Annotated in this window: 22 protein-coding genes; 9 read left to right on the top strand and 13 right to left on the bottom strand. The window is 62.9% G+C overall.

The window, feature by feature from the left end:
• Positions 1–20 precede the first annotated feature (20 nt).
• Together HU766_RS07180 and HU766_RS07175 are read left to right on the top strand one after the other, a co-directional pair.
• Positions 21–1,418 (top strand): PAAR domain-containing protein, encoded by a 1,398-nt coding sequence (locus tag HU766_RS07180; protein WP_186654853.1) that lies wholly within the window; start codon positions 21–23, stop codon positions 1,416–1,418.
• Positions 1,399–1,812, top strand: a complete 414-nt coding sequence (locus HU766_RS07175; RefSeq protein WP_186654851.1) for a hypothetical protein — start codon at positions 1,399–1,401, stop codon at positions 1,810–1,812. Before HU766_RS07180 ends, HU766_RS07175 begins: the two co-directional genes overlap by 20 nt.
• A 72-nt stretch (positions 1,813–1,884) precedes the next feature.
• Here the strand turns inward: HU766_RS07175 and HU766_RS07170 are convergent, their stop codons facing one another.
• From HU766_RS07170 to ribBA, 7 genes are all read right to left on the bottom strand, one after another.
• Positions 1,885–2,946: a TerC family protein gene (locus HU766_RS07170; RefSeq protein ID WP_033698903.1), complete on the bottom strand. Its 1,062-nt coding sequence runs from the start codon at positions 2,944–2,946 to the stop codon at positions 1,885–1,887.
• Positions 2,947–3,109: 163 nt separating this feature from the next.
• On the bottom strand, positions 3,110–4,417 hold the full coding sequence (locus HU766_RS07165) for a substrate-binding domain-containing protein (protein WP_186654848.1): 1,308 nt from the start codon (positions 4,415–4,417) through the stop codon (positions 3,110–3,112).
• 98 nt (positions 4,418–4,515) lie between these two features.
• Positions 4,516–5,664, bottom strand: coding sequence for an ABC transporter ATP-binding protein (locus HU766_RS07160; protein ID WP_186654846.1), 1,149 nt, complete (start codon positions 5,662–5,664; stop codon positions 4,516–4,518).
• An 18-nt stretch (positions 5,665–5,682) separates the two neighbouring features.
• Entirely contained in the window at positions 5,683–6,492 is an 810-nt protein-coding gene (locus HU766_RS07155; RefSeq protein ID WP_186654843.1) for an ABC transporter permease, read from the bottom strand.
• 6 nt (positions 6,493–6,498) lie between these two features.
• A complete protein-coding gene (locus HU766_RS07150; RefSeq protein WP_033698899.1) occupies positions 6,499–7,416 on the bottom strand; it encodes an ABC transporter permease in 918 nt (305 codons plus the stop codon).
• On the bottom strand, positions 7,413–8,438 hold the full coding sequence (locus HU766_RS07145) for an ABC transporter substrate-binding protein (protein ID WP_033698898.1): 1,026 nt from the start codon (positions 8,436–8,438) through the stop codon (positions 7,413–7,415). The genes HU766_RS07150 and HU766_RS07145 overlap by 4 nt, the downstream gene beginning before the upstream one ends.
• A 242-nt stretch (positions 8,439–8,680) precedes the next feature.
• Positions 8,681–9,802 (bottom strand): bifunctional 3,4-dihydroxy-2-butanone-4-phosphate synthase/GTP cyclohydrolase II, encoded by a 1,122-nt coding sequence (gene ribBA / locus HU766_RS07140; protein WP_186654839.1) that lies wholly within the window; start codon positions 9,800–9,802, stop codon positions 8,681–8,683.
• Between the two features lie 78 nt (positions 9,803–9,880).
• Between ribBA and HU766_RS07135 the strand changes: the two genes are divergently transcribed.
• The 4 genes from HU766_RS07135 (at position 9,881) to HU766_RS07120 (ending at position 12,507) form a co-directional block, all read left to right on the top strand.
• Positions 9,881–10,174, top strand: coding sequence for a DUF1330 domain-containing protein (locus HU766_RS07135; RefSeq protein WP_186654837.1), 294 nt, complete (start codon positions 9,881–9,883; stop codon positions 10,172–10,174).
• Positions 10,175–10,282: 108 nt separating this feature from the next.
• Positions 10,283–10,636, top strand: a complete 354-nt coding sequence (locus tag HU766_RS07130; RefSeq protein ID WP_238338574.1) for a PAAR domain-containing protein — start codon at positions 10,283–10,285, stop codon at positions 10,634–10,636.
• A 41-nt stretch (positions 10,637–10,677) separates the two neighbouring features.
• Positions 10,678–11,055 (top strand): hypothetical protein, encoded by a 378-nt coding sequence (locus HU766_RS07125; protein ID WP_186654834.1) that lies wholly within the window; start codon positions 10,678–10,680, stop codon positions 11,053–11,055.
• 546 nt (positions 11,056–11,601) lie between these two features.
• Positions 11,602–12,507, top strand: a complete 906-nt coding sequence (locus tag HU766_RS07120; RefSeq protein ID WP_047581006.1) for a LysR family transcriptional regulator — start codon at positions 11,602–11,604, stop codon at positions 12,505–12,507.
• A 22-nt stretch (positions 12,508–12,529) separates the two neighbouring features.
• Here HU766_RS07120 and HU766_RS07115 read toward each other — a convergent pair whose 3' ends face one another.
• The 6 genes from HU766_RS07115 to purU are packed head-to-tail and all read right to left on the bottom strand — an operon-like array spanning position 12,530 to position 19,320.
• The gene (locus HU766_RS07115) at positions 12,530–13,102 is read right to left on the bottom strand and encodes a sarcosine oxidase (protein ID WP_186654832.1); all 573 of its coding nucleotides are present in this window, start codon (positions 13,100–13,102) and stop codon (positions 12,530–12,532) included.
• Positions 13,103–13,105: 3 nt separating this feature from the next.
• Positions 13,106–16,009 (bottom strand): 2Fe-2S iron-sulfur cluster-binding protein, encoded by a 2,904-nt coding sequence (locus HU766_RS07110; RefSeq protein ID WP_186654830.1) that lies wholly within the window; start codon positions 16,007–16,009, stop codon positions 13,106–13,108.
• Positions 16,006–16,311 carry a sarcosine oxidase subunit delta gene (locus tag HU766_RS07105; protein WP_033698890.1) on the bottom strand — a complete coding sequence of 102 codons (306 nt, stop codon included), beginning with the start codon at positions 16,309–16,311 and terminating at the stop codon, positions 16,006–16,008. The genes HU766_RS07110 and HU766_RS07105 overlap by 4 nt, the downstream gene beginning before the upstream one ends.
• Before the next feature lie 11 nt (positions 16,312–16,322).
• Entirely contained in the window at positions 16,323–17,564 is a 1,242-nt protein-coding gene (locus HU766_RS07100) for an FAD-dependent oxidoreductase (RefSeq protein WP_033698889.1), read from the bottom strand.
• Entirely contained in the window at positions 17,546–18,457 is a 912-nt protein-coding gene (gene folD / locus HU766_RS07095; protein ID WP_186654827.1) for a bifunctional methylenetetrahydrofolate dehydrogenase/methenyltetrahydrofolate cyclohydrolase FolD, read from the bottom strand. The genes HU766_RS07100 and folD overlap by 19 nt, the downstream gene beginning before the upstream one ends.
• Entirely contained in the window at positions 18,454–19,320 is an 867-nt protein-coding gene (gene purU / locus HU766_RS07090; protein ID WP_186654825.1) for a formyltetrahydrofolate deformylase, read from the bottom strand. The genes folD and purU overlap by 4 nt, the downstream gene beginning before the upstream one ends.
• 240 nt (positions 19,321–19,560) lie before the next feature.
• On the opposite strand from purU, the gene HU766_RS07085 reads away from it, so the two are divergent.
• The 3 genes from HU766_RS07085 to HU766_RS07075 all read left to right on the top strand — a co-directional run bounded on the left by HU766_RS07085 (position 19,561) and on the right by HU766_RS07075 (position 21,048).
• The gene (locus HU766_RS07085; protein WP_033698885.1) at positions 19,561–19,962 is read left to right on the top strand and encodes a hypothetical protein; all 402 of its coding nucleotides are present in this window, start codon (positions 19,561–19,563) and stop codon (positions 19,960–19,962) included.
• 148 nt (positions 19,963–20,110) lie between these two features.
• On the top strand, positions 20,111–20,332 hold the full coding sequence (locus HU766_RS07080; RefSeq protein WP_033698884.1) for an MbtH family protein: 222 nt from the start codon (positions 20,111–20,113) through the stop codon (positions 20,330–20,332).
• Complete coding sequence (locus HU766_RS07075) at positions 20,329–21,048, top strand: alpha/beta fold hydrolase (RefSeq protein WP_186654823.1); 720 nt, start codon at positions 20,329–20,331, stop codon at positions 21,046–21,048. The genes HU766_RS07080 and HU766_RS07075 overlap by 4 nt, the downstream gene beginning before the upstream one ends.
• Positions 21,049–21,060 lie beyond the last annotated feature (12 nt).

Genomic DNA, 21,060 nt, shown 5'->3' with positions numbered 1-21,060 from the left:
CTTGCACAAGGTACTTGCCGATGCGTGTCAATCTGGGTGGTAAAGGCCAGGCGGTTGATGGCGATGTCACCACGACAGGTGCTATTTGCATCGCTGCCGGCCTCGGTTATTTGAGCAATGGCCGCAGGGTGCTTCGGGAGGGGGACAAAACGACGCCTTGTCCGCGCTGTGGCGAGCAAGGGACTGTCGTTGAGGGCGTTCGGTACTTCATCTCCAACGGTCAAGCCGTGGCCATGGACGGTGCACTGGTGGCGTGTGGTTGCCCGTCCGGCAGCAATCGGGTCGTAGCACCACTGGGTGCGGCCCCGCTATCCAGGCAGGCACTTGCGAACAGTCGCGCAATGCCTACCGAGGCAGCGGCCGGCGCCCATCCGAAAAGCCTCGTGCAGGGCGCGGTGACTGCGATGCCAGGCACGTTGGAGCCGGGTTTCTACGTGGTGCCCAAAAGCATGTCGTTCTCTCAGGTTCTGCTGCAATTATCCGAGCACGACGCCACCTTGCCGATCTCCCGTTTGCAGCGGCTCAACCCCACGTTCGAGCAAGGTTTCAAGGCTGGGGAAATCTTCGTCATCGGTGACCCGGACAATAGTGATGCCTGTACCCTCGAGGAGGCCAAGCTGATGGCTGCCGCTCAGGATGCACGGCGCGCGTTGGCGGTGCTCGATTTCGCAGAATCCGACTTCATGGTGCAGCACCAGGCTGAGATTGCCGGTTTGCTGAGCAGTGCCAGCCAGTCGATGGGCGTGGGCAAGGACATGCTCGATCAAGGGTTGAAACAGGTCAAGAGCACGCTGAACCAGATCGAGCAGTTGCATCAGCGTGAGTTCTTGCGGAACGGGCATTTGAACAGTCGTGAGTTTTTCGCCTCGCGGCGCCAGCTGCTGCAGCAACTGGATGTTCAGTTGAAAGCGGCGCTGCTCAATAAACAGCTTAACCTCGGCAACTATGAACGTTTAAAGAAGAGTCTGAATATTTCTACCAAGAGTCTTGTGCACCATTGGTCGAAAGCGGGTGGGGCGGGGCAGATACCGGGGTATGCGACGCATCTTGATAAAGTAGCGAAGCTTTCCAAGTACCTTAAGTATGGTGGGAATGCGGCTATTGGACTCAGTGGGACATCGTCGTATCTCAATGTGAAAGAGGTTTGCCAGGCAGGGAACACGGAGGCTTGTAGAAGCGCCCGTTTTGTAGAGGCCGGAAAATTCAGCGGCAGCGTTAGCGGTGGAATAGCAGGCTCTGCACTTGCGAGTTTAGCTGCGGGAACAGCATGTGCTTTTTTCGCCGTAGGTACTGGGGGAGTTGCGACACCATTGTGCGGTATTTTAGTAGTGGGGGGCGGAGGATTCGTAGGCGGCAAGGGGGGTGAAGTTCTCGGGGAATGGACAGGCGAATACATCTATGGGGCAACAAGTGATTGATATTGATGCTTGGCCTGCTGCGCTAAAGCTATCATTTGTATTGATGCCATTTGTAATTTCTCTGTCAGGTGTGTCGATAAGTGCCTATATAGCTTTGACGCGAAATTATGAGATAGTTTGCTCTTCGATTGAAAGTAATTCGTATATTGAGAGCTTGAAGATTGCATGGGGTGGCTCTAGCTTCAAGTGGCGGCTCATGTTGGTTTGTGCAATTGGGGGGCTTGTCACATTCCCTGGGTTTGTGCTTCGTCGAGGCCAGCTCGATGCTGACGAGCTAAAAGTTTTCCCACCAAAATTGAAGCGATGGCTGGCTGTGTCTGCATGGCTTATCATCATTGGTTTTGGGTGGCTGGTGCTCGCAGCTTGTGTTATAGAAATTTCCAAAATGACGTAATTTTTGTTTCTTGATAATTGACTTATGCCTGCTGCGACAATGGTCCATTAGAACGTATGAGATGCGCGTCAGTCAGACCCGCAATTGCGGGTCTTTCTCCTTCTGCTCATCGTCACTTTTCTCAGGCGGAAGATGCTGCAATTTTGCCTCCACCGTCGCTTTGTCCCCCCGCGTCTTGACCAGTGACACCACCACCCCACCCAACAACAACCCAAACGTCACCCCCAACGAAAGCAACGCCGGTACCTTGCCCACCATGCCGTGGTAGAAGATCTTGCAGCCGATGAAGATCAGCACCATCGCCAGCGCATACTTGAGGTACACGAACCGGTGCATCAATGCCGAAAGTGCGAAGTACAGCGAACGCAAACCCAGGATGGCAAAGATGTTCGAGGTGTAGACGATGAACGGGTCCTGGGTAATGGCAAAGATCGCTGGCACGCTGTCGACGGCAAATACCAGGTCGGCCAGTTCGATCAGCACCAGCGCCAGGAACAGCGGCGTGGCATAGCGCAGCGCCTTGCTGTGCCCGGGCGGGGTCAGGCGCACGAAGAAATGCGAGCCGTGGATCTGATCGGTAACGCGCATGTGCCGGCGCACGAATTTCAGGACCGGGTTGTTGGCCAGGTCCAGATGGCTGTCTTCTTTCGACAGCGCCATCTTCACCCCGGTGAACAGCAGGAAAGCGCCGAAGATGTACAACACCCATTCAAAGTTCTGCACCAGTGTCGCACCCACGCCGATCATGATCGCGCGCAGGAACACCACACCCAGAATGCCCCAGAACAATACCCGGTGCTGGTAGCGGCGGGGGATGGCGAAGAAGCCGAAGATCATCGCCATGACGAACACGTTGTCCATCGACAGCGACTGCTCGACCAGGAACCCGGTGTAGAACTCCAGCGCCGACTGCGCGCCCAGCTCGAACCAGACCCAGGCCCCGAACAGTACGCCGACGCTGAAATAACCCGAGTACAGCAGCAGGCTCTCGCGCATTTCGATCTCGCGGTCCTGGCGGTGCAGCACGCCCAGGTCGAGCACTAGCAAACCGATGACGATGGCCATGAACACCAGCCACAACCAGGTGCTGGTACCGAGAAACGGGGTGGTGAGGAATGTGTGCAGAGCTGTCATGAGCCCCTCCTTGATTGTCGACGTTGCATGGCAACAGTGATCCGACATGGCGGCTTGGCAGCCGTCAGAGGGGCCCGGTATCACATAGGCTTGAGCCTAGCCGCGTTTCCCCGGGATGCCGAACGCCGACCTGTTACATTTCTTTGCCTGGTGCGCGGGCGCTTCAATAGACCCACACTTCCACCCGCCGATTGCGCAAGCGACCTTGTTCCTGGTCATTCCCGGCCACCGGCAGCTCATCGCCCATGCCGGTCACTTCCAGCACGTCCACACCATCGCGTGCCAGCTCGCGGCGCACCGCCAGCGCCCGCAAGCGTGAAAGCAGCGCCGCACGCCCCGGTGTTTCCTTGGGGTCGCCAAACCCCACCAGCACCGCCTTGCTCTGCAGCTTGCCCGCCTGGCGCAGGTAGTCGGCCACCCGCTGCACATCGCGCAAGGCCTTGTTGTCGAGGCTGGCGCTGCCTTCCTGAAAGCGAAAGTTCACACTCAGCCGCTGCGCTTGCTGGGCCAGCGATCGGTAGCGCGGCGGCATGTCGGCCTGGGGCTGCACTGCCTGGGCCTTGACTTGCTGCGAGACGAAACCCAGCTGGGCGACGATGGCCTGGCCCGCCGGGCTCTGGGTGAAGTCGGCCAGGGCTTTGGCCTGAGGTTTGGCATTGGCTGGCAGGTAGAAATACAAGCGCCGCGACAGTGGGTAATCTTCGCTGGCCACCTGCGCGCGCTGCGGCAGCATGGCCGGCGCATCGCCCTCGGCTACTGCCAGCACCTTGGCCCCGTGCACTGCGGCCAGGCTGCTGAAACCGATGGCCTGGCGGTCGCTGCTGACCCGCTCGGCCAGCTCATCACTGGCCTCAAAGCGCTGGGCCTGGGGCGACAGCGCGCCCTGATGAGGGTCGAGCACCAGTGCCTTGAACGTTTCGTAGGTGCCGGAACGATCGTCGCGGGCGTAAAGGTGAATCGACCCTCCGGTGATGCCCAGCTGGTCCCAGCGCTGGACTTGCCCAGAGAAGATCTGCGCCAGTTGCCGGGTGGTCAGTTGTGGCAGCGGGTTGTCGGGGTGCACGATCACCGCCACGCCATCCAGGCCGATGACCTGCTCGGCGTTGGCCGCGCGCAAATTGCCCAGGGCCTGCAGTTGGCGCACTTCTGCGTCGTTGATTGGCCGTGAGGCGGCAGCCAGGTCGGCCTCGCCACGGCCCAAGGCAGCGAAGCCAGTGCTGGAACCATGCGCGGCGATATCGATACGCAACGGTTGCCCGCGCACGTCGCGGGCAGTGATGACGGTTTCGTTGGCCTGCGCGCCGGGGGCCTGCTCGATGGCGGTTGCCTGTTGCGAGCGCAATTGCCCCTGGACCAAGGCCGGCAGCAGCGCAGCACCGATGGTGTTGGAGCCCTGCACGCGCAAATGGGCAGAATCGGCCAGGGCCGATAGCGGCAGCAGGGCGAGTAGAGCGAGCAGCAGGCGGGGCATGCCGGGCTACCTATGGCATAGAGTTGCCCGGCAGATTACGACGGTTGCGTGATGGAAATATGACAGTCACCTAGGGCCGCTTTGCGGCCCCAGCACCCTCAGTGCGCGCCTGCCGACTTGCTCAGGTCACTTTCTGCCCACTCGGTATAGACGCAGGCATCGGCCACCGCCCAGCGCACGTTAACGGTGTCGCCGGGCTGCATCGGCATGCCTGCCGCAGACAGCGCCTTCACGGTCATCTCGGTACCGCCTGCGGTGACCACATGGCAGGTCTGGCTTTCACCCAGGAACAGCACCTCGGCGACCTTGGCAGCCACCTCGTTCCAGCCGGGCGGCAGGGGTTGCGCCGCAGCCTGGGCGGTGCTCAGCGCCAAGGCTTTTTCCGGGCGCACCATGATCAGCGCCTCCTGCCCGGCAGCCAAACCGGCGGTCAGGCGGATCGCCACAGGCTGGCCCTCGAAACTGCCCGCGCCGTTGCTGCTGGCCTTGATCCGCAGGAAGTTGGAGTTGCCCAGGAACGAGGCGACGAACGCGTTCGGCGGGTTCTGGTAAAGGTCGTAACCACTGCCCAGCCCGACAATCTTGCCATGGCTGAAGATAGCGATGCGCTGGGACAGGCGCATGGCCTCTTCCTGGTCATGGGTCACATAGACGATGGTGATGCCCAAGCGCCGGTGCAACTGGCGCAGTTCGTCCTGCAGGTCCTCACGCAGCTTCTTGTCGAGCGCGCCCAGCGGTTCGTCCATCAGCAAGATGCGGGGCTCGTAGACCAGCGCCCGGGCAATCGCCACGCGCTGCTGCTGGCCGCCGGACATCTGCGAAGGCTTGCGGTGGGCGAACTTCTCCAGTTGCACCAGCTTGAGCATGGCGTCGACCCGCTTGTTGATTTCGGCGCTGCCAAGCTTGCGGATGGCCAGGGGGAAGGCGATGTTGTCGCGCACGTTCAAGTGCGGGAACAGCGAGTAGCGCTGGAACACCATGCCGATATCACGCTTGTGCGGCGGCACGTTCACCAGCGATTGGCCCTCGACCAGAATCTCGCCGCTGCTCGGGGTCTCGAAACCGGCCAGCATCGACAGGGTCGTGGACTTGCCCGAACCGCTGGAGCCGAGAAAGGTCAGGAACTCGCCGTCCTGGATTTCCAGGTCGAGGTTGTCCACGGCGGTGAAGTCGCCGTAGTGCTTGTTCAGGCCGCGCAGGCTGACCAGGGTCTTGGTGTGCGCGTTGTCTTTGATCACTGCACTCATTGTTGTTCTCTCCGGCACTCAGGCGTTGACTTCGGTGCGCCGGCGCAGGGCGGCGGCAATAATCATCACAAGCAGGGACAGGCCGATCAGCAGCGTCGAGGCCACGGCGATCACGGGGCTCAGGTCCTGGCGCAGGGTGGTCCACATCTTCACGGGCAGGGTCTGCAGGTCGGGGCTCGCCATCATCACGCTGAGCACCACTTCGTCCCACGAGACGAGGAAGGCGAACAGGCCGCCGGCGATCATCCCCGGGCGAATGGCCGGGAAGGTCACCTTGAAGATCGCCTGCAGGCGCGAGGCCCCGCAAATGACTGCAGCGTCCTCGATCGACTGGTCGAACAGCTTGAGCGAGTTGATGATCGAGATGATGGTGAAGGGCAGGGCGACGATCACGTGGCTGACCACGAACGCGAACAGCGTGCCGGTGTAGCCCAATTTGAGGAACAGCGCATACACCGCCACGGCGATGATCACCAGCGGCACGATCATCGGCATGGTGAACAGGCCGTAGAGCATCTCGCGGCCGGGGAAGCGGCCACGTACCAGGGCAAACGCGGTGGGCAGGCCCAGCAGTACTGCGGCGACCGTGGTCAGCACGGCGACCTTGAGGCTGGCCAGGGCTGCGTCCATCCACTCAGGGTTGGAGAAGAACTGGTCATACCATTTGAAGGTCCAGCCCGGTGGCGGGAATACCAGCCACTGGGACGAGCCGAACGACAGCAGCACGATGAACACCACCGGCAACAACAGGAAGGCGGCGATGACCCCGGTGGTCAGGTACAAGCCCGTACGCAGCGGGCGGCCCATGGCATTGGGTGACAGGAGCATGGCGGATTACCTCGCGTTGCCGACCGGGGATTCCGGCTGCAGCTTCAGGTACAGGTAGAAGAGCACCAGGGTGATGACCACCAGCAGTGCGGCGGCGGCGCTGGCCAGGCCCCAGTTGAGGAACGACTGCACCTGCTGGATGATGAATTCGGGCAGCATCATGTTCTGCGCACCGCCGAGCAGGGCTGGGGTGACGTAGTAACCGAGCGACATCACGAACACCATCAACGCCCCCGAGAACAGCCCCGAGCGGCACAGCGGCAGGAACACCTTCCAGAAGTTGGTCCATGGGCTGGCGCCGCAGATCGAGCCTGCTTGCAGCACCATCGGGTCGATGGCATGCATGGTCGCCTGCAGCGGCAGCACGATGAACGGGATCATGATGTAGCTCATGCCGATTACCACGCCGGTGAGGTTGTGCACCATTTCCAGCGGGGTATCGATGATCCCCATGGCCATCAACGCCTTGTTGATCACCCCCGAACTCTGCAGCAACACCAGCCACGAGTAGGTGCGCGCCAGCAGGCTGGTCCACATCGACAGCAGCACGATGTTCAGCAGCCAGCGGCCCCAGCCATTGGGTACCAGGGTGATCGCCCAGGCCAGCGGGAAGCCCAGCAGCACGCTGATCAGCGTTACCACCCCAGCCACCGAGAAGGTGTTGAACAGCACCCGGGCGTAGGCCGAGTTGGCGAACAACTGCTCGTAGTTACCCAGGCCCGGCACCGGCTCCAGCACACCGCGCAGCAACAGGCCGATCAGCGGGGCGAAGAAGAACAGGCCAAGAAACAGCAAGGCAGGCAGCAGGTTGCGGCTGCCTTTCCAGCGCTGGCCCAGGCTCACGCGGCGGGGGGCCGTTCCCGGGGCGCCGGTGCCCGTGGGGGCACCTTGCGCGTTGTGCAGGGCGTTGATGGCGACTTTCATTTGACCAGCCACTCATTCCAGCGCGCGGCGATGGCCTGGCCGTTCTTCGCCCAGTAGGCGAAGTCCAGGGTTACCTGGTCCTGGGCGTAGGCGGTCGGCAGGTTTGGCGCGAGGTCGGCTTTGAGCTTGGGCACGCTGTCCAGGTTGACCGGTGCGTACGCCGTGAGGTTGGCAAAATCGGCCTGGCCTTCGGGGCTGCTGGCGTTGGCCAGGAACTTCATGGCCGCGTCCTTGTTCTTGGCGCCTTTGGGGATGACCAGGAAGTCGGCCATGACCAGGTTCTGCTTCCAGCTCACGCCAACCGGTGCACCGTCTTGCTGCAAGGCGTAGACGCGGCCGTTCCAGAACTGGCCAAGCGAGGCTTCACCGGAGGCCAGCAATTGCTGCGACTGGGCGCCACCGCCCCACCAGACGATGTCTTTCTTGATGGTGTCGAGTTTCTTGAAGGCGCGGTCCAGGTCCAGCGGGTAGAGCTTGTCGGGCGCGACGCCGTCGGCCAGCAAGGCCAGCTCCAGCACGCCGGGGCTCGGCCACTTGTACAGGGCGCGCTTGCCGGGGTAGGTCTTGGTGTCGAACAGCGAGGTCCAGTCCACCGGCTTGTTGGCACCGAGCTTGCCTTCGTTGTAGCCGAGCACGAACGAGAAGAAGAACGAGCCGACGCCATGATCGGAGACGAAGCGCGGGTCGATGCGGTCTTTCTTGACCGTGTTGAAATCCAGGGGTTCGAGCAGGCCTTCGCTGGCGGCGCGCAGGGCGAAGTCGGCTTCGACGTCGACCACGTCCCACTGCACGTTGCCGCTCTCGACCATGGCCTTGAGCTTGCCGTAGTCGGTCGGGCCGTCCTGGACGACTTTGATGTTGGTCGATTTGGAGAAGGGTACGGCCCATGCTTCTTTCTGGGCGTCCTGGGTGGTACCGCCCCAGCTGACGAAGTTCAGGCTGTCAGCGGCCTGTGTGGCCTGACATGCCAGGGTCAGCAGGCTGGCGGACAGCACTGCGGTTACACGTTTGCTCAACAGCATGGTTACGCCCTCGTTGCTTTTGTTATTCGAGGCGGGGCTTTTGGTGCGCCCGCCAACAGTATTCGGGGAGCAGCTAAAACAAAGTGTTGTGTGGCCGATTGTGATTCTAGGTGCTGGCCTGCACATTCAAGGTCTACGGGATATCATATTATGGTATTCCAAGCTTTTGGCAAGAGGCGAAGGCGACCGGCCATCACTCCACCTCTGCAAACATCCCAACGCTGTTGGGTGTAGGGGCGGTGTCAGCCTTCCACACTGGGTTCGAAGGGAATGCTCTGCACCACCTCCAGCTCATACCCCGCCAGCCCCGCGTACTTCAGCGGCGGCCCCAGATGGCGCAGCTTGCCCACGCCCAGATCCTGCAGAATCTGCGCCCCGGTACCGACCTCCGAATACACCTTGGACTGCCCGCGTTGGTAAGGCCGCACCGGCTGGGTCAGTTGCGGCACGCGTTCGAGCAACGCCTGCGAGGATTCATGGTTGGCCAGGATCACCACCACGCCGGTGCCTTCTTCGGCCACCTTCTGCAGCGCCGCCCACAGCGTCCAGTTGGCCGGGCCTGCATATTCGGCGCCCACCAGGTCGCGCAGCGGGTCGATCACATGCACACGCACCAGGGTGGGCTGTTCACGGCGGATATCGCCCATCACCATGGCCATGTGCACACCGCCTTCGATGCGGTCTTCATAGGTGACCAGGCGGAAGGTGCCGTGCACCGTGGGCAGTTCGCGTTCGCCGATGCGCTTGATGGTCTGTTCGGTGCTCAGGCGGTAGTGGATCAGGTCGGCGATGGTGCCGATCTTGATGCCGTGCCGTGCTGCGAACACTTCCAGGTCCGGGCGGCGGGCCATGGTGCCGTCGTCGTTGAGCACTTCGACGATTACCGAAGCGGCGCTGAAACCGGCCAGGCGGGCCAGGTCGCAGCCGGCTTCGGTGTGGCCGGCGCGGGTCAGCACACCGCCTTCGCGGGCACGCAAGGGGAAGATATGCCCAGGCTGTACCAGGTCTTCGGGGCGTGCGCTCGGCGCCATGGCCGCAGCCACGGTGCGTGCCCGGTCAGCCGCGGAAATACCGGTGGTAACGCCCGTGGCGGCTTCGATCGACACCGTGAAGGCGGTGCTGAACACGCTGCCGTTGGCCGGCACCATCTGCTCCAGGCCCAGGCGCTGGCAGTGATCGTCGGTCAAGGTCAGGCAGATCAGGCCACGGGCTTCGCGGGCCATGAAGTTGATGGCCTGGGCGTCACAGCGCTCGGCGGCGATCAGCAGGTCGCCTTCGTTTTCTCGATCCTCGTCGTCCACCAGCAGTACCATTTTGCCTTGCCGGTAGTCTTCGAGGAGTTCTTCGATGCTGTTGAAAGCCATGTTGCACGCTCGCTGTGATGGGGTGATTATTATGGTATACCATCATACACAAATAGATTTGCAACAGGAGATCAGCGGATGAAAGCGTATTGGATCGCCCACGTGGACGTGACCGACCCTGAGCAGTACCAGCAGTACACCCAGCGTGCGCCTTCCGCCTTTGCGGCTTTCGGCGGGCGGTTCCTGGCCCGGGGTGGGCGCAGCGAGGCGATGGAAGGCAGGCAGACGCCGCAGCGCAGTGTGGTGATCGAGTTCGAATCGTATGAGCAGGCGCTGGCCTGTTACCGGTCCGAGCTGTACCGGGACGCCTGCGGCCATCGCCAAGGCGTGGCGAAGGCTGAGGTCATCATTGTCGAGGGGCTCGAGCCCTGAGCGGATGAGTACTGGCGTTCTTGTAAGGTAATTCTGATTTTCCTCGAACCAGGTCTGTACATGTTTTTCCAGTGCTAGCTTCCAGCTTTCTAAGGCCGGAGGCTATTCATGACGCGCATATCGATACATGGAAAAGGGCAAGCGCTGGATGGCGATATCACCACCACAGGCGCAGTCTGCATTGCCAGCAGTACGAACTACCGGGGGGACAACCGACGTGCGCTGCGCCTGGGCAATTCCACGACCGAGTGCCCGAACTGCAAGAAGGTCGGTGTCATTGTAGAAGGGGTGAATGCTTTCGTCATCGGAGGTAAACCGGCTGTTGTCGATGGGGCGCTGGTCAAGTGTGATTGCCCAAACGGCAGCAACCGGGTCATCGCGCAGTCAGCCATGCACCGGGCTGGCAGCCGTCCTGCTCAGGCTGCATCGCCTGCCTCTGCCGTCAGCCATTGCAGCGCTTGAATCCTACGTACCCATAGGGTTTCAAGGCGGGTGAAATTTTTGTGCTCGGCAGCCCCCACAGCGGGTTTTCCTGCAGTGCAGCGGAGGCTGAATTGATTATGGTGGCGGAGGAGGCAAGAGCGTCGCTGGCGATCCTTTCCGAGGAGGAGGCAAACTTCATGATGAATCACATCGGTGAGATTGCCGGGGTGCTCAATGGCGCAAGTCAGTCAATGGGGGTGGGCAAGGACATGCTGGAGCGGGGGCTGTCGCAGGTGAAGGATACGTTGAAAGGCATCGAAGCTTTACACCAACGCCAATTTGCGCTCCATGGCCCTCTAAATAGCCCTGAGTTTTTTGCGTTGCACAAGGAGCTCCACAAGCAACTGGATGGCCAATTGCGCACGGCGTTTCTGAACAAATCGCTGCCTGCGGCATAGTCACAGTTGGCGCCACAGCCTTTGGCGTATCTCAAGGTGTAGAGGTAATCGGCGAAAAGGCGGGGGAGCAAATTTATGAGTTTATATATAACTAGGTTAGAGGATTGGTCGATTTATGCTCGTTTGGCCTTCTTGTGCTTCCCTCTGGTTATGATTTTTATAGGCTTAGCGATTGATTTCTACATTGCAGGTTCGCGGCATTTCATGGTGATGTGTCACGCGTTCAGGCGCAGTTCGTTACTGGTAGAGGAGACTCAGTTTTCAGGAACACTGAGCCTACGTGCCAGGTTCATGGTTGTAGCAGGGATGAGCAGTGCAGTTCTTTGGCCTAACCTTTTCATCCGCCGTGGCCAGTTACATCCTGAGGATAACGACCAATTCCCCGAATATTTGCGGCGGCGAATGAGCGTGGCAATGGCACTGATGGTTGCTGGCGCAATATGGTCAGTGCTTGGCGTTATTTTCGTAGAAATGTAAAGCATTATGCAGCTGCACTGAGGGTAGAAAACCGCTATAAAGCGGCGGACTGTCATCAAGAGCGAGACAATGAACCCCTACGAAGACATGCGTATCTTTGCCCAGGTCATGGAAGCCGGCAGCTTCACCGCTGCCGCCGACCGCCTGGGCATGTCCAAGCAATCGGTCAGCCGGCGCCTGATGCAGCTCGAAGAACGCCTGGGCGTGCGCCTGCTCAACCGCTCCACCCGGCGCCTGGACGCCACGCCGCTCGGCCAGCACTACTACCAGTCGGCGCTGCGCCTGCTGGGCGAGGTGCAACAGGTGGAGCACGACATCAGCGGCCAGGCCCAGGCCCTGCGCGGTACCTTGCGTCTGAGTGCGCCGCTGTCGTTTGCCATGTCGCACCTGGGCTGCCTGCTGACCGAGTTTCTGCGCTTGCACCCGCAGCTGGATGTGGAGGTGGACCTCAGCGACCGTGCGGTGGACCTGATCGGCGAAGGCTACGACCTGGCCCTGCGCATCGGCGCGCTGGAGGACTCCAGCCTGATCGCGCGGCGGATTGCCAGCGTCGAGCGGGTGTATTGCGCCAGCCCGGCGTATCTGGACGCGCGAGGCGTGCCGCAGCGGCCCGAAGCGCTGGCCGAGCATGACTGCCTGCCCTATGGGCATTCACGGCAGGTGCAATGGCAGTTCACCCAAGGTGGCAAGGCTCAGGCCATCGCGGTGACCGGCCGGATGCGGGCCAACAATGGCGAGCTGCTGAGGGACGCGGCGATTGCCGGGATGGGGGTGACGTACCTGCCGACCTTCATTGTCGGGCAGGCGTTGGCCGATGGGCGGTTGGTAAGCCTGCTGCAAGGCTGGACACCGCCGGCGTTGCAGTTGTCGGCGGTGTATCCGCAGCACCGGCAGGTGGCCAGGCCGGTGCAGGGGTTTGTCGAGTTTCTACGGGAGCGATTGGCGCAACTTCAAGTGCTGAACGGCCTGTATTGATCGTGTGGGCTTGTTTGGGGATTCACCCGACAAGCCGCCCATCGAACTCCGCCATGGCATCCAGCATCGCCTCGCGGAAATACGCCAGCGAAGGCCGATCAAACAGGATCTGCAACCTCGGCACCCCCTCACTGGCCACATTCACCACCATCACGTTGATCCGCGCCGCCGATGTCTGCGCCACGGCACCGACCGGAAACGCCTGTGCACGCAGGTCAACGCCACACAGCTTGGCCATCACCGCGCTGCAATGCTGCCCCGACAACTGCAGCCAGGCATGGCTGTCCTGGCGCGGCAGCAGGTAGTTGCGCTGGGCATCCTGCACCCAGTCGGCCTCTTGCGCGGCCACCCTCGCGCCCTGGTCGCTGAGGCTGCCCAACAGCAGGTACTCACTGGCCGACAGGCGCGCCACCCAGCCACCGTCGTCCTGGCGCAGCGCCTGGTTAGGCAGCGATGGCAAATGGTAACCGTGCGCTTGCAGGTAGCCCGCGCTGTCGCTGCCCCTAAAACCGACCCGCGGCAAATCGGTGAGGTCGGTCAACGCGCAGGTCTGCGGGCCGTTTGAGAGGAATGCTTGCGTGTTCAGGTTGGTCATGGCTCAGCGTTCCTGGCGCAGGTTGTCGGGGTCGTGGAAGGGCAGTTGCACCACCTTGGCATTGACCATCACCCCGCCCTCGACGCGGATCGGGATGTGCATGCCAGGCGTGGCCTGATGGGCGCCGGCGTAGGCCAGGCCGATGATCTGCCCGAGGGTTTGCGAGTACTCGCAGGAGGTGACGTTGCCGCTGATGTCCGGGCCGTCCAGCACCAGGTGGCCTTCCAGCGGCTGCGGGCTGCCCTTGGGCAGGGTGAAGCCGACCAGCTTGCGCTTGAGCGGCTGCGCTTCAAGGATCTCGATCGAACGTTTGCCGACGAAAAACGGCTTCTTGCGGCCTATTGCCCATTGCATGTCGATCTCGGCCGGGTGGGTCATGCCGTCGGTGTCCTGGCTGATGATCACATGGCCCTTTTCCAGGCGCAGCAGGCGCTGAGCCTCGACGCCGAAGGGGCGGATACCCAGCCCGGCGCCGGCCTGCATCAACGCGTCCCACAGGCGTTCGGCATGGCGCGCCGGCACATGCACTTCATAGCCCAGCTCGCCAACGAAACCGACCCGCAAGATGCGCGCCGCGATGCCGGCCACCTTGCCCAGGCGCACGCCCAGGTAAGGGAAGGCCTCGGCCGAAAGATCCACACCCTCGCACACCGTTGCCAACACCTGGCGCGACAGCGGGCCTGCCAGGTTGACGGCGGCCAGGGCGGCGGTGACGTTGGTGATGTCCACGTCCAGCCGCCACTGCGCGTTCCACTTGAGCATCTGCTGGTAGATGCGGTCGACGCCACTGGTTGTGGCGGTGACGTAGAAATGCTGCTCGCTCAGGCGGGCGCACACGCCATCATCGATCACCACGCCATGCTCGTTGGTCATCAGCGCATAGCGAGTGCGGCCGATGGCCAGCTTGGCAAAGCCGAAGGTGTACAGGCGTTCGAGCAGTTCGGCGGCGTCTGGGCCGCGAACGTCGAGGCCGCCCAAGGTGGAGACGTCGATCAGGCCGACCTTTTCGCGCACATGGCGGGCTTCTTCCTGCATGCAGCGTTCGCGCTCGTCGGGTTTGCCGTAGTAGGCTGGGCGCTGCCAGATGCCGGCGGGCATCATCTTCGCGCCCGCCGCCACATGGCGGCGGTGCATCGGCGTCTGCCGGTACGGGTCGAAGGCACGGCCGGCGACATGCGCCAGCTTCTCGGCCTGAAAGGGTGGCCGGGCGGTGGTCACGCCGGTTTCGCTGATGCTGCGCCCGGTGGCCTGGGCCACCAGGCGCGCGGTGGGCAGCGCCGAATGCCGGCCCTGGGACGGGCCCATGCCTACCGTGGAGAAACGCTTGACCAGTTGCACGTCGCGGTAGCCACTGCGGGTGGCGTTGACGATATCGCGCACCTGCAAATCTTCATCGAAATCGACGAAGTCCTTGCCCTTGGGGTGCGGGAAGATCGGCCAGGGGAAGTTGACCTTGGCCTCGGGGCCGAAAGCCTTCAGCGCGGGCGCTGGCAGGCCCAGCGCCGCGACCGCCTCGGCAGCGGCGCGGGTCGCGTCGGCGAGCACGTTGTCCAGGTGATGCCGGCCATTCACCGACCCTGCGATAGCCAGACCGACTGGCAAGTTGCTGAGGCTGAACGCATCACGGTCGACGTCGTATGCCAGCTTGCCGCCTGCCTGGCACAGCAGTTGATACACCGGCATGTAGCCGGCCGACATGCACAGCAGGTCGCAGGCCAGGCGCAGGCCTTGCGTACCCACCTTGCCTTGGCCGGTGATGGGGCGGATGTCGACGCCGCTGACATGGCGCATGCCCTTGCCGTGCAGGGCTTCATAAACGGTGCTGCCCAGGTGCAGAGGGATGCCGCGGCGCTTGAGCTCGCTGGCCAATGCGGCGTCTGCCGGCGCCGCGCGCATGTCCACCAGGGCGGCGACGGCCACGCCTTGATCTTGCAGGTCGAGGGCCGCCAGGTAGCCGTCGTCGTGGCCGGTGAGGACCACCGCACGCTGCCCCGGCTTGACCGCGTACAACTTCATCAGCCGTTGCGCGGCGCTGGTCAGCATGATCCCAGGCAGGTCGTTGTTGCGGAACACCACCGGCTGGTCGAACGCACCGGCCGTGACCAGGCAGCGAGTGGCACGCACCTTGTACAGGCGTGTGTGCTGGATCACCGGCAGGTAGTTGTCGGTGAACCAGCCGTTGCAGGTGGCCTGCAGCAGCACCTGGATGTTCGGGTGGGCCTCGACGGCATCGAGCAATGCCTGGCGCAGGCGGGTGGCGCGGGTGCCGGCAATGTCGAAGCGGGCGTAGGTGAGCGAACCGCCCAGCACGGGCTGCTGCTCGATCAGCAGCACCTTGGCCCCGGCAGAGGCCGCGTCCAGCGCCGCGCGCAGGCCAGCAGGGCCGCCGCCGATCACGGCCACGTCGACAAACAGGTAAGCCTTGTCGTGGTACTGCGGTTTGAAGCCCAGGTCGAGCACGCCAAGGCCGGCTTTCTTGCGGATCAGCGGCTCCCAGACCTTCCACATGCCTTTGGGATTGTAGAACGACCGGTAATAGAAGCCAACCGGCATGAACCGCGAAAACTTGCCCAGGTAGGCGTCACGGTCGTGCTCCAGGCTACCGTTGAAGTTCTGGCCTTCGACCACCTGGCCATCACGGGCCGCCTCCATATCGGCCAGCACGTTGGGTTCGTCGGGCAGTTGCACCAAGGTGTTGGCATCTTGCCCGGCCAGGCTCAGCGGGCCACGCGGGCGGTGGTACTTGAACGAGCGCGACAGCAGCCAGCGGCCACTGCCGAGCAGTGCGCTGGCGATGCTGTCGCCCGCAAAGCCCTGGCAGGCCTGGCCATCGAAGATAAAGCGCAGCGGCCGCTCGCGGTCGATCAAAAGGCCCATGGGGGCGGGGAGGCGAGTGAGGCTGTTCATCCGGCTATCTCCGGGTTGGCGGCTGGGGTGAACTCGACACGGCGGTCGAAGATTTCGTTTGGGTCGAAGGTGCGCAGCACCTGGTCGCTGACCGTGTGGCGCTCGGCCAGGAACCAGTAGCTGGAAGCGTTGTGCAGCCACCATTCGGTGACCACGCCGGCAAGGTTGTCGCTGTTGAACACGTAGTCGGCCCATTCGACGTCGCTGCAACGGGCCGGGTCGGGCATTAGCTTGAACTCGCCGCCGTAGGTGAATTCGCTGATGTTGCGCGGGCCGTTCAAGGGGCAGGTGAGGATCTTCATCGTGCGTTCCTCTAGTGGCTGGCCGCCGTGGCGCCCATCTCGTTGACTTGCTGGAAGCGGCTGAAGCGCTCCAGGGCGAACGGCGCGATCATCTCTGGCACCTTGCCGCCACTGGCGACCAGCTCGGCCATGGTCTTGCCGCAGATGGGCGTGGCCTTGAAGCCCCAGGTACCCCAGCCGGCGTCCAGGTAGTAGTTGTCGACCGGCGACAGGCCCATGATCGGGCTGTAGTCCGGGGTCATGTCGGTGCTCCCGGCCCATTGGCGCATCAGCTTGGCGTTGGCCATGAACGGGAACATCTCGATGGCGTGGGCCAGCAGGCTTTCCTTGAGGTCGAGGGTGGAGCGGGTGTTGTACAGCGGGTAGGGGTCGGAGCCGCCGCCGAAGACGATTTCGCCACGGCTGGTCTGCTGCACGTAGCAGTGCAGCGCCGACGAGCTGACCAGCGGATCGAGAAACGGCTTGAACGGCTGAGTGACCATGGCCTGCAGCGGGTAGGTATGGATCGGCGCGCGGATGCCGGCCTTGGCCATCAATAGCGAACTGGCCCCGGCCACCGCCTGCACCACGCAACCGCACTGCACGGTGCCGCGGTTGGTCTTGACCGCCTCGATGCGCCCGTTGCGGATCAGCAGCTCCTGCACTTCGGTTAGCTGGTGGATCTGCACACCGCGCTTGGCCGCCTGCTTGGCATAGCCCCAGGCCACGGCGTCGTGACGCGCGGTGGCGCCGTCGATATGCCACAGCCCAGCCAGCACCGGCAGGTGGCCGGGGTCGAGGTTGAGGCTTGGCACCAGCTCGCGAATCTGCTGGCGGTCGATCATCTCGGTGCGCCCGCCGAAGTGCTTGTTGACCTCGGCCCGCTGGCGGAAGGCCCGCACGGTGGCGTCGGTGTGCGCCAGGGTGAGCTGGCCGCGCTCGGAGTACATGATGTTGAAGTCGAACTCGTTGGACAGGTTCTGGAACATCCGCACGGATTCTGCGTAGAAGCGCACGCCTTCGCTGGTGAGGTAGTTGGAGCGGATCACCGCCGTGTTGCGTGCGGTGTTGCCGCCGCCCAGGTAGGCCTTTTCCAGCACCGCGACGTTGGTGATGCCGTGGTACTTGGCCAGGTAATAGGCGATGGCCAGCCCGTGGCCGCCGCCACCGATGATCACCACGTCGTAGTGCGGCTTGAGGTCGCAAGGGGGTGGCAGGTCGACCTCCACCGGGTAGTCGGCGCTCAGGCCGTATTTCAGCAGGGCGAAAGGCATGCGGTGCGCTCCTGTTGGGCGGCCTGTTGTTGCAGGTCGAGGGCGAGCAGGGTGTTTTTCATCAGGTAGGCGATGGTCATCGGGCCGACGCCGCCGGGCACCGGGGTGATGCCGGCGACCTGGGGCAAGGCGGCGGCAAAGTCGACATCGCCGACCAGGCGGCTGCGGCCGTGTTCATCGATGCGGTTGATGCCCACGTCGATCACCACCACGCCGGGCTTGAGCCAGTCGGCACCGATCAACCTCGGCTTGCCGACCGCCGCGACGAGGATGTCGGCCTGGCGGCACAACGTTGGCAGGTCGTGGCTGCGCGAGTGCACCACGGTCACCGTGCAGTCGGCCTGCAACAGCAACGCGGCCATGGGTTTGCCGACGATGTTCGAGCGGCCGACCACCACCGCATGCTTGCCGCGCAGCTCACCGCAGGCATCGCGCAGCAGGCGCATGCAGCCACTGGGCGTGCAAGGGGTGAGCACATCGCGGCCCTGGGCCAGGCCGCCGACGTTTTCACTGTGAAAGCCATCCACGTCCTTGAGCGGGTTGATGGCCTGCAGTACGCGGTGTGCGTCGATATGCGCCGGCAGTGGCAACTGCACGAGGATGCCGTTGACCGCGCTGTCGCGGTTGAGCCGGTCTATGAGGGTCAGCAGTTGAGCCTGGGAGGTGTCGGCGGGCAGGCGATGTTCCAGCGAGTGGATGCCCACTTCCTCGGCACGCAGCACCTTGTTGCGCACATACACCTGGCTGGCGGCATCTGCCCCCACCAGCACAACGGCCAGGCCCGGTTGCACGCCGCCCTGACGCAAGGTCTGCACCTGCTCTCGGACTTCAGCCAATACCCGCGCGGCGGTGGCCTTGCCGTCGATCAGTTTGACGCTGAGGGTGGCGTTCATTTGAAGATCACCGTGCGGTCGTGGTTGAGGAACACCCGGTGCTCCAGGTGGTACTTCACCGCACGGGACAATGCGATGGTCTCGGTGTCACGACCGATCGCCACCAGGTCTTCGGGGGCGTAGGCGTGGTCCACGCGCTGCACTTCCTGCTCGATGATCGGGCCTTCGTCGAGGTCGCTGGTGACGTAGTGGGCGGTGGCACCGATCAGCTTGACGCCCCGCTGATAGGCCTGGTGATAGGGCTTGGCACCCTTGAAGCCGGGCAGGAACGAGTGGTGGATGTTGATTGCCCGGCCGGACAGCTGGCGGCACAGGTCGTCGGAGAGGATTTGCATGTAGCGCGCCAGTACCACCAGCTCGGTGCCGCTGTCCTCGACGATGCGCATCAGCGCGGCCTCCTGCTCGGCCTTGGTCTCCCTGGTCACCGGCAGGTAGACGAAACGGATGCCCTGGCGCTCGGCCATGGGGCGCAGGTCGAGGTGGTTGGAGACCACCGCGGTGATGTGCATGTCCAGCTCGCCCTTGGCGTGGCGGTAGAGCAGGTCGGACAGGCAGTGGTCGAACTTGCTGACCATCAGCAGCACGCGCATCGGGCGGGCGCTGCTGTGCAGGCTCCAGTCCATGTCGAAGCGCTGGGCAACATCGGTGAAGCCCGCTTCCAGTTGCGCTGTGTCGCCGCTCACGCCGGTGTTGTAGCGGAACACGGCGCGCATGAAGAAGCGGCCATTGTCCTCGTCGTCGAACTGCGCCATCTCGCTGATGTAGCAGCCGTGCTCGGCCAGGTAGGTGGTCACTGCGGCGACGATGCCGGACACGGCCGGGCAGCTGACGCGCAGGATGAAATGATCGGGAGCGGGGTGCATGTCGGGGCCTCGTGGTGGAGTGGGGCAGGTCGGCACAAGGGCAAAGAGGTTCGCGGGGCGGCGAATATTGTTTCCTGTTAGGAATATTAATTTCCTTTAGGCGATTTATAGGCGAAGAGGTGGGTCGCGGTCTAGGGTTTTGTGAAACTTTTTATCCTGGCAGGAAATTTTTTAAGGCTGCGCCCTCCCTGTCAGGGTGGGTGTACCTGCGAAGAGGCCGGCACGCGCTATGCTTGGCCCATGAGCACAGCACCCAGCCTTCGCCAACCTTGCCCCCCTGGTGCCTGTAACTGCGGCCGCGAGCACCTGGCCGAGCACCCACCGGCGGCGCAGCGCATCCTCCTGCTTACCCGGCAGGAAGAAAAACGCCTGATCGAGCGGTTGGAAAACCTCAAGGACCTGGATGACCTGCAGCGGCTGCAGCAACGGATGTACGAGAACCTGGGTATTCGTGTGCGCATTGCGCCTGGGTTCAACGAGGTGCGGACCATGCGCGGGATCGTGATCGAGCTGGATGAGCAGCCGGGGTTGTGCCGCAAGACCCGGCAGTTGATACCGGCAGCGATTCGGCGGGGGTTGGAGCGTAATCCGCAGGTGGCTTATCGCTTGCTCGATGACCATGACCTGCTGCGGGGGGCTTGAAGGGGGGCCGGTGAATTGGCTGACAGGCGCTGCAAGGCCCAAGTCTTGCACCCCAAATCCCCCTAATTTTTCCGCACCACCCTACGTCTACTTAAGAGCCGCCCTACGCCCTACGCGTATCGGCCTCTATCACTCAAGGAGACAGGCAATGACTTCCGTTTTCGACCGCGACGATATCCAGTTCCAGGTAGTGGTCAACCACGAAGAGCAATACTCGATCTGGCCCGACTACAAGGCAATCCCCACTGGCTGGCGTGCAGTGGGCAAGAGCGGCCTGAAAAAAGACTGCCTGGCCTACATCGACGAAGTCTGGACCGACATGCGCCCGCTGAGCCTGCGCCAGAAGATGGCCGAAGCCGCAGCGCAGTGACCACGCTGAACCTGCTGTGCCTGCCGTACTCGGGGGCCAGCGCCATGGTCTACAGCCGCTGGCGGCGCAAGCTGCCAGCCTGGCTTCAGGTGCGGCCGGTGGAGCTGCCTGGGCGCGGCGCGCGCATGGGGGAAGCGCTGCAAACCGACATGCAGGCGCTTGCCCGGCAACTGGCAGCCGAACAGCGTTTGGCGGCCAGCGCGCCCTACGCACTGCTTGGCCATAGCCTGGGCGCGTTGCTGGCCTTCGAGCTGGCCCACGAGCTGCAGGCGCTGGGTTGTCCGCCGCCGTTGGCGTTGTTTGCCTGCGGCACCGCCGCCCCTACCCGGCGTGAAGACTATGACGGCAAGAACTGGCGCGACCCTAAAAGCGACGATGAGCTGATCAGCGAGTTGCGCGAACTCAACGGTACGCCAGAGGAAGTACTGGGCAACGCCGAGCTGATGAGCCTGACCTTGCCGATTCTGCGTGCCGATTTCTTGCTCTGCGGCCGTTATGCCTATCGTCAGCGGCCTGCGTTGCAGTGCCCGCTGCACGTGCTGGGTGGCGAGGATGACCGAGCCAGCGAGGAGCAACTGCTGGCCTGGCGCAAGGAAACCTTGGGGGACTTTTCGTTGGAAGTGTTCCCCGGCAGCCACTTCTTCATCCACGAACACGAGGACCGCGTACTCGGCGTGCTGGCCGCGTCGCTTGAGCCGCATCGGCTTTCTGCCTGATTGACGTCACCG

Source organism: Pseudomonas sp. SWRI77, from assembly GCF_014269105.1.
Classification (GTDB): Bacteria; Pseudomonadota; Gammaproteobacteria; order Pseudomonadales; family Pseudomonadaceae; genus Aquipseudomonas; species Aquipseudomonas capeferrum.
The sequence above is the reverse complement of the archived record's forward strand: the minus strand, read 5'-3'. Positions and strand labels throughout refer to the sequence as shown.

Coding starts and splice junctions, on each gene's coding strand:
- HU766_RS07180 (WP_186654853.1), top strand. CDS start 21: ATGCGTGTCAATCTGGGTGGTAAAGGCCAGGCGGTTGATGGCGATGTC.
- HU766_RS07175 (WP_186654851.1), top strand. CDS start 1,399: ATGGGGCAACAAGTGATTGATATTGATGCTTGGCCTGCTGCGCTAAAG.
- HU766_RS07170 (WP_033698903.1), bottom strand. CDS start 2,946: ATGACAGCTCTGCACACATTCCTCACCACCCCGTTTCTCGGTACCAGC.
- HU766_RS07165 (WP_186654848.1), bottom strand. CDS start 4,417: ATGCCCCGCCTGCTGCTCGCTCTACTCGCCCTGCTGCCGCTATCGGCC.
- HU766_RS07160 (WP_186654846.1), bottom strand. CDS start 5,664: ATGAGTGCAGTGATCAAAGACAACGCGCACACCAAGACCCTGGTCAGC.
- HU766_RS07155 (WP_186654843.1), bottom strand. CDS start 6,492: ATGCTCCTGTCACCCAATGCCATGGGCCGCCCGCTGCGTACGGGCTTG.
- HU766_RS07150 (WP_033698899.1), bottom strand. CDS start 7,416: ATGAAAGTCGCCATCAACGCCCTGCACAACGCGCAAGGTGCCCCCACG.
- HU766_RS07145 (WP_033698898.1), bottom strand. CDS start 8,438: ATGCTGTTGAGCAAACGTGTAACCGCAGTGCTGTCCGCCAGCCTGCTG.
- ribBA (WP_186654839.1), bottom strand. CDS start 9,802: ATGGCTTTCAACAGCATCGAAGAACTCCTCGAAGACTACCGGCAAGGC.
- HU766_RS07135 (WP_186654837.1), top strand. CDS start 9,881: ATGAAAGCGTATTGGATCGCCCACGTGGACGTGACCGACCCTGAGCAG.
- HU766_RS07130 (WP_238338574.1), top strand. CDS start 10,283: ATGACGCGCATATCGATACATGGAAAAGGGCAAGCGCTGGATGGCGAT.
- HU766_RS07120 (WP_047581006.1), top strand. CDS start 11,602: ATGAACCCCTACGAAGACATGCGTATCTTTGCCCAGGTCATGGAAGCC.
- HU766_RS07115 (WP_186654832.1), bottom strand. CDS start 13,102: ATGACCAACCTGAACACGCAAGCATTCCTCTCAAACGGCCCGCAGACC.
- HU766_RS07110 (WP_186654830.1), bottom strand. CDS start 16,009: ATGAACAGCCTCACTCGCCTCCCCGCCCCCATGGGCCTTTTGATCGAC.
- HU766_RS07105 (WP_033698890.1), bottom strand. CDS start 16,311: ATGAAGATCCTCACCTGCCCCTTGAACGGCCCGCGCAACATCAGCGAA.
- HU766_RS07100 (WP_033698889.1), bottom strand. CDS start 17,564: ATGCCTTTCGCCCTGCTGAAATACGGCCTGAGCGCCGACTACCCGGTG.
- folD (WP_186654827.1), bottom strand. CDS start 18,457: ATGAACGCCACCCTCAGCGTCAAACTGATCGACGGCAAGGCCACCGCC.
- purU (WP_186654825.1), bottom strand. CDS start 19,320: ATGCACCCCGCTCCCGATCATTTCATCCTGCGCGTCAGCTGCCCGGCC.
- HU766_RS07085 (WP_033698885.1), top strand. CDS start 19,561: ATGAGCACAGCACCCAGCCTTCGCCAACCTTGCCCCCCTGGTGCCTGT.
- HU766_RS07080 (WP_033698884.1), top strand. CDS start 20,111: ATGACTTCCGTTTTCGACCGCGACGATATCCAGTTCCAGGTAGTGGTC.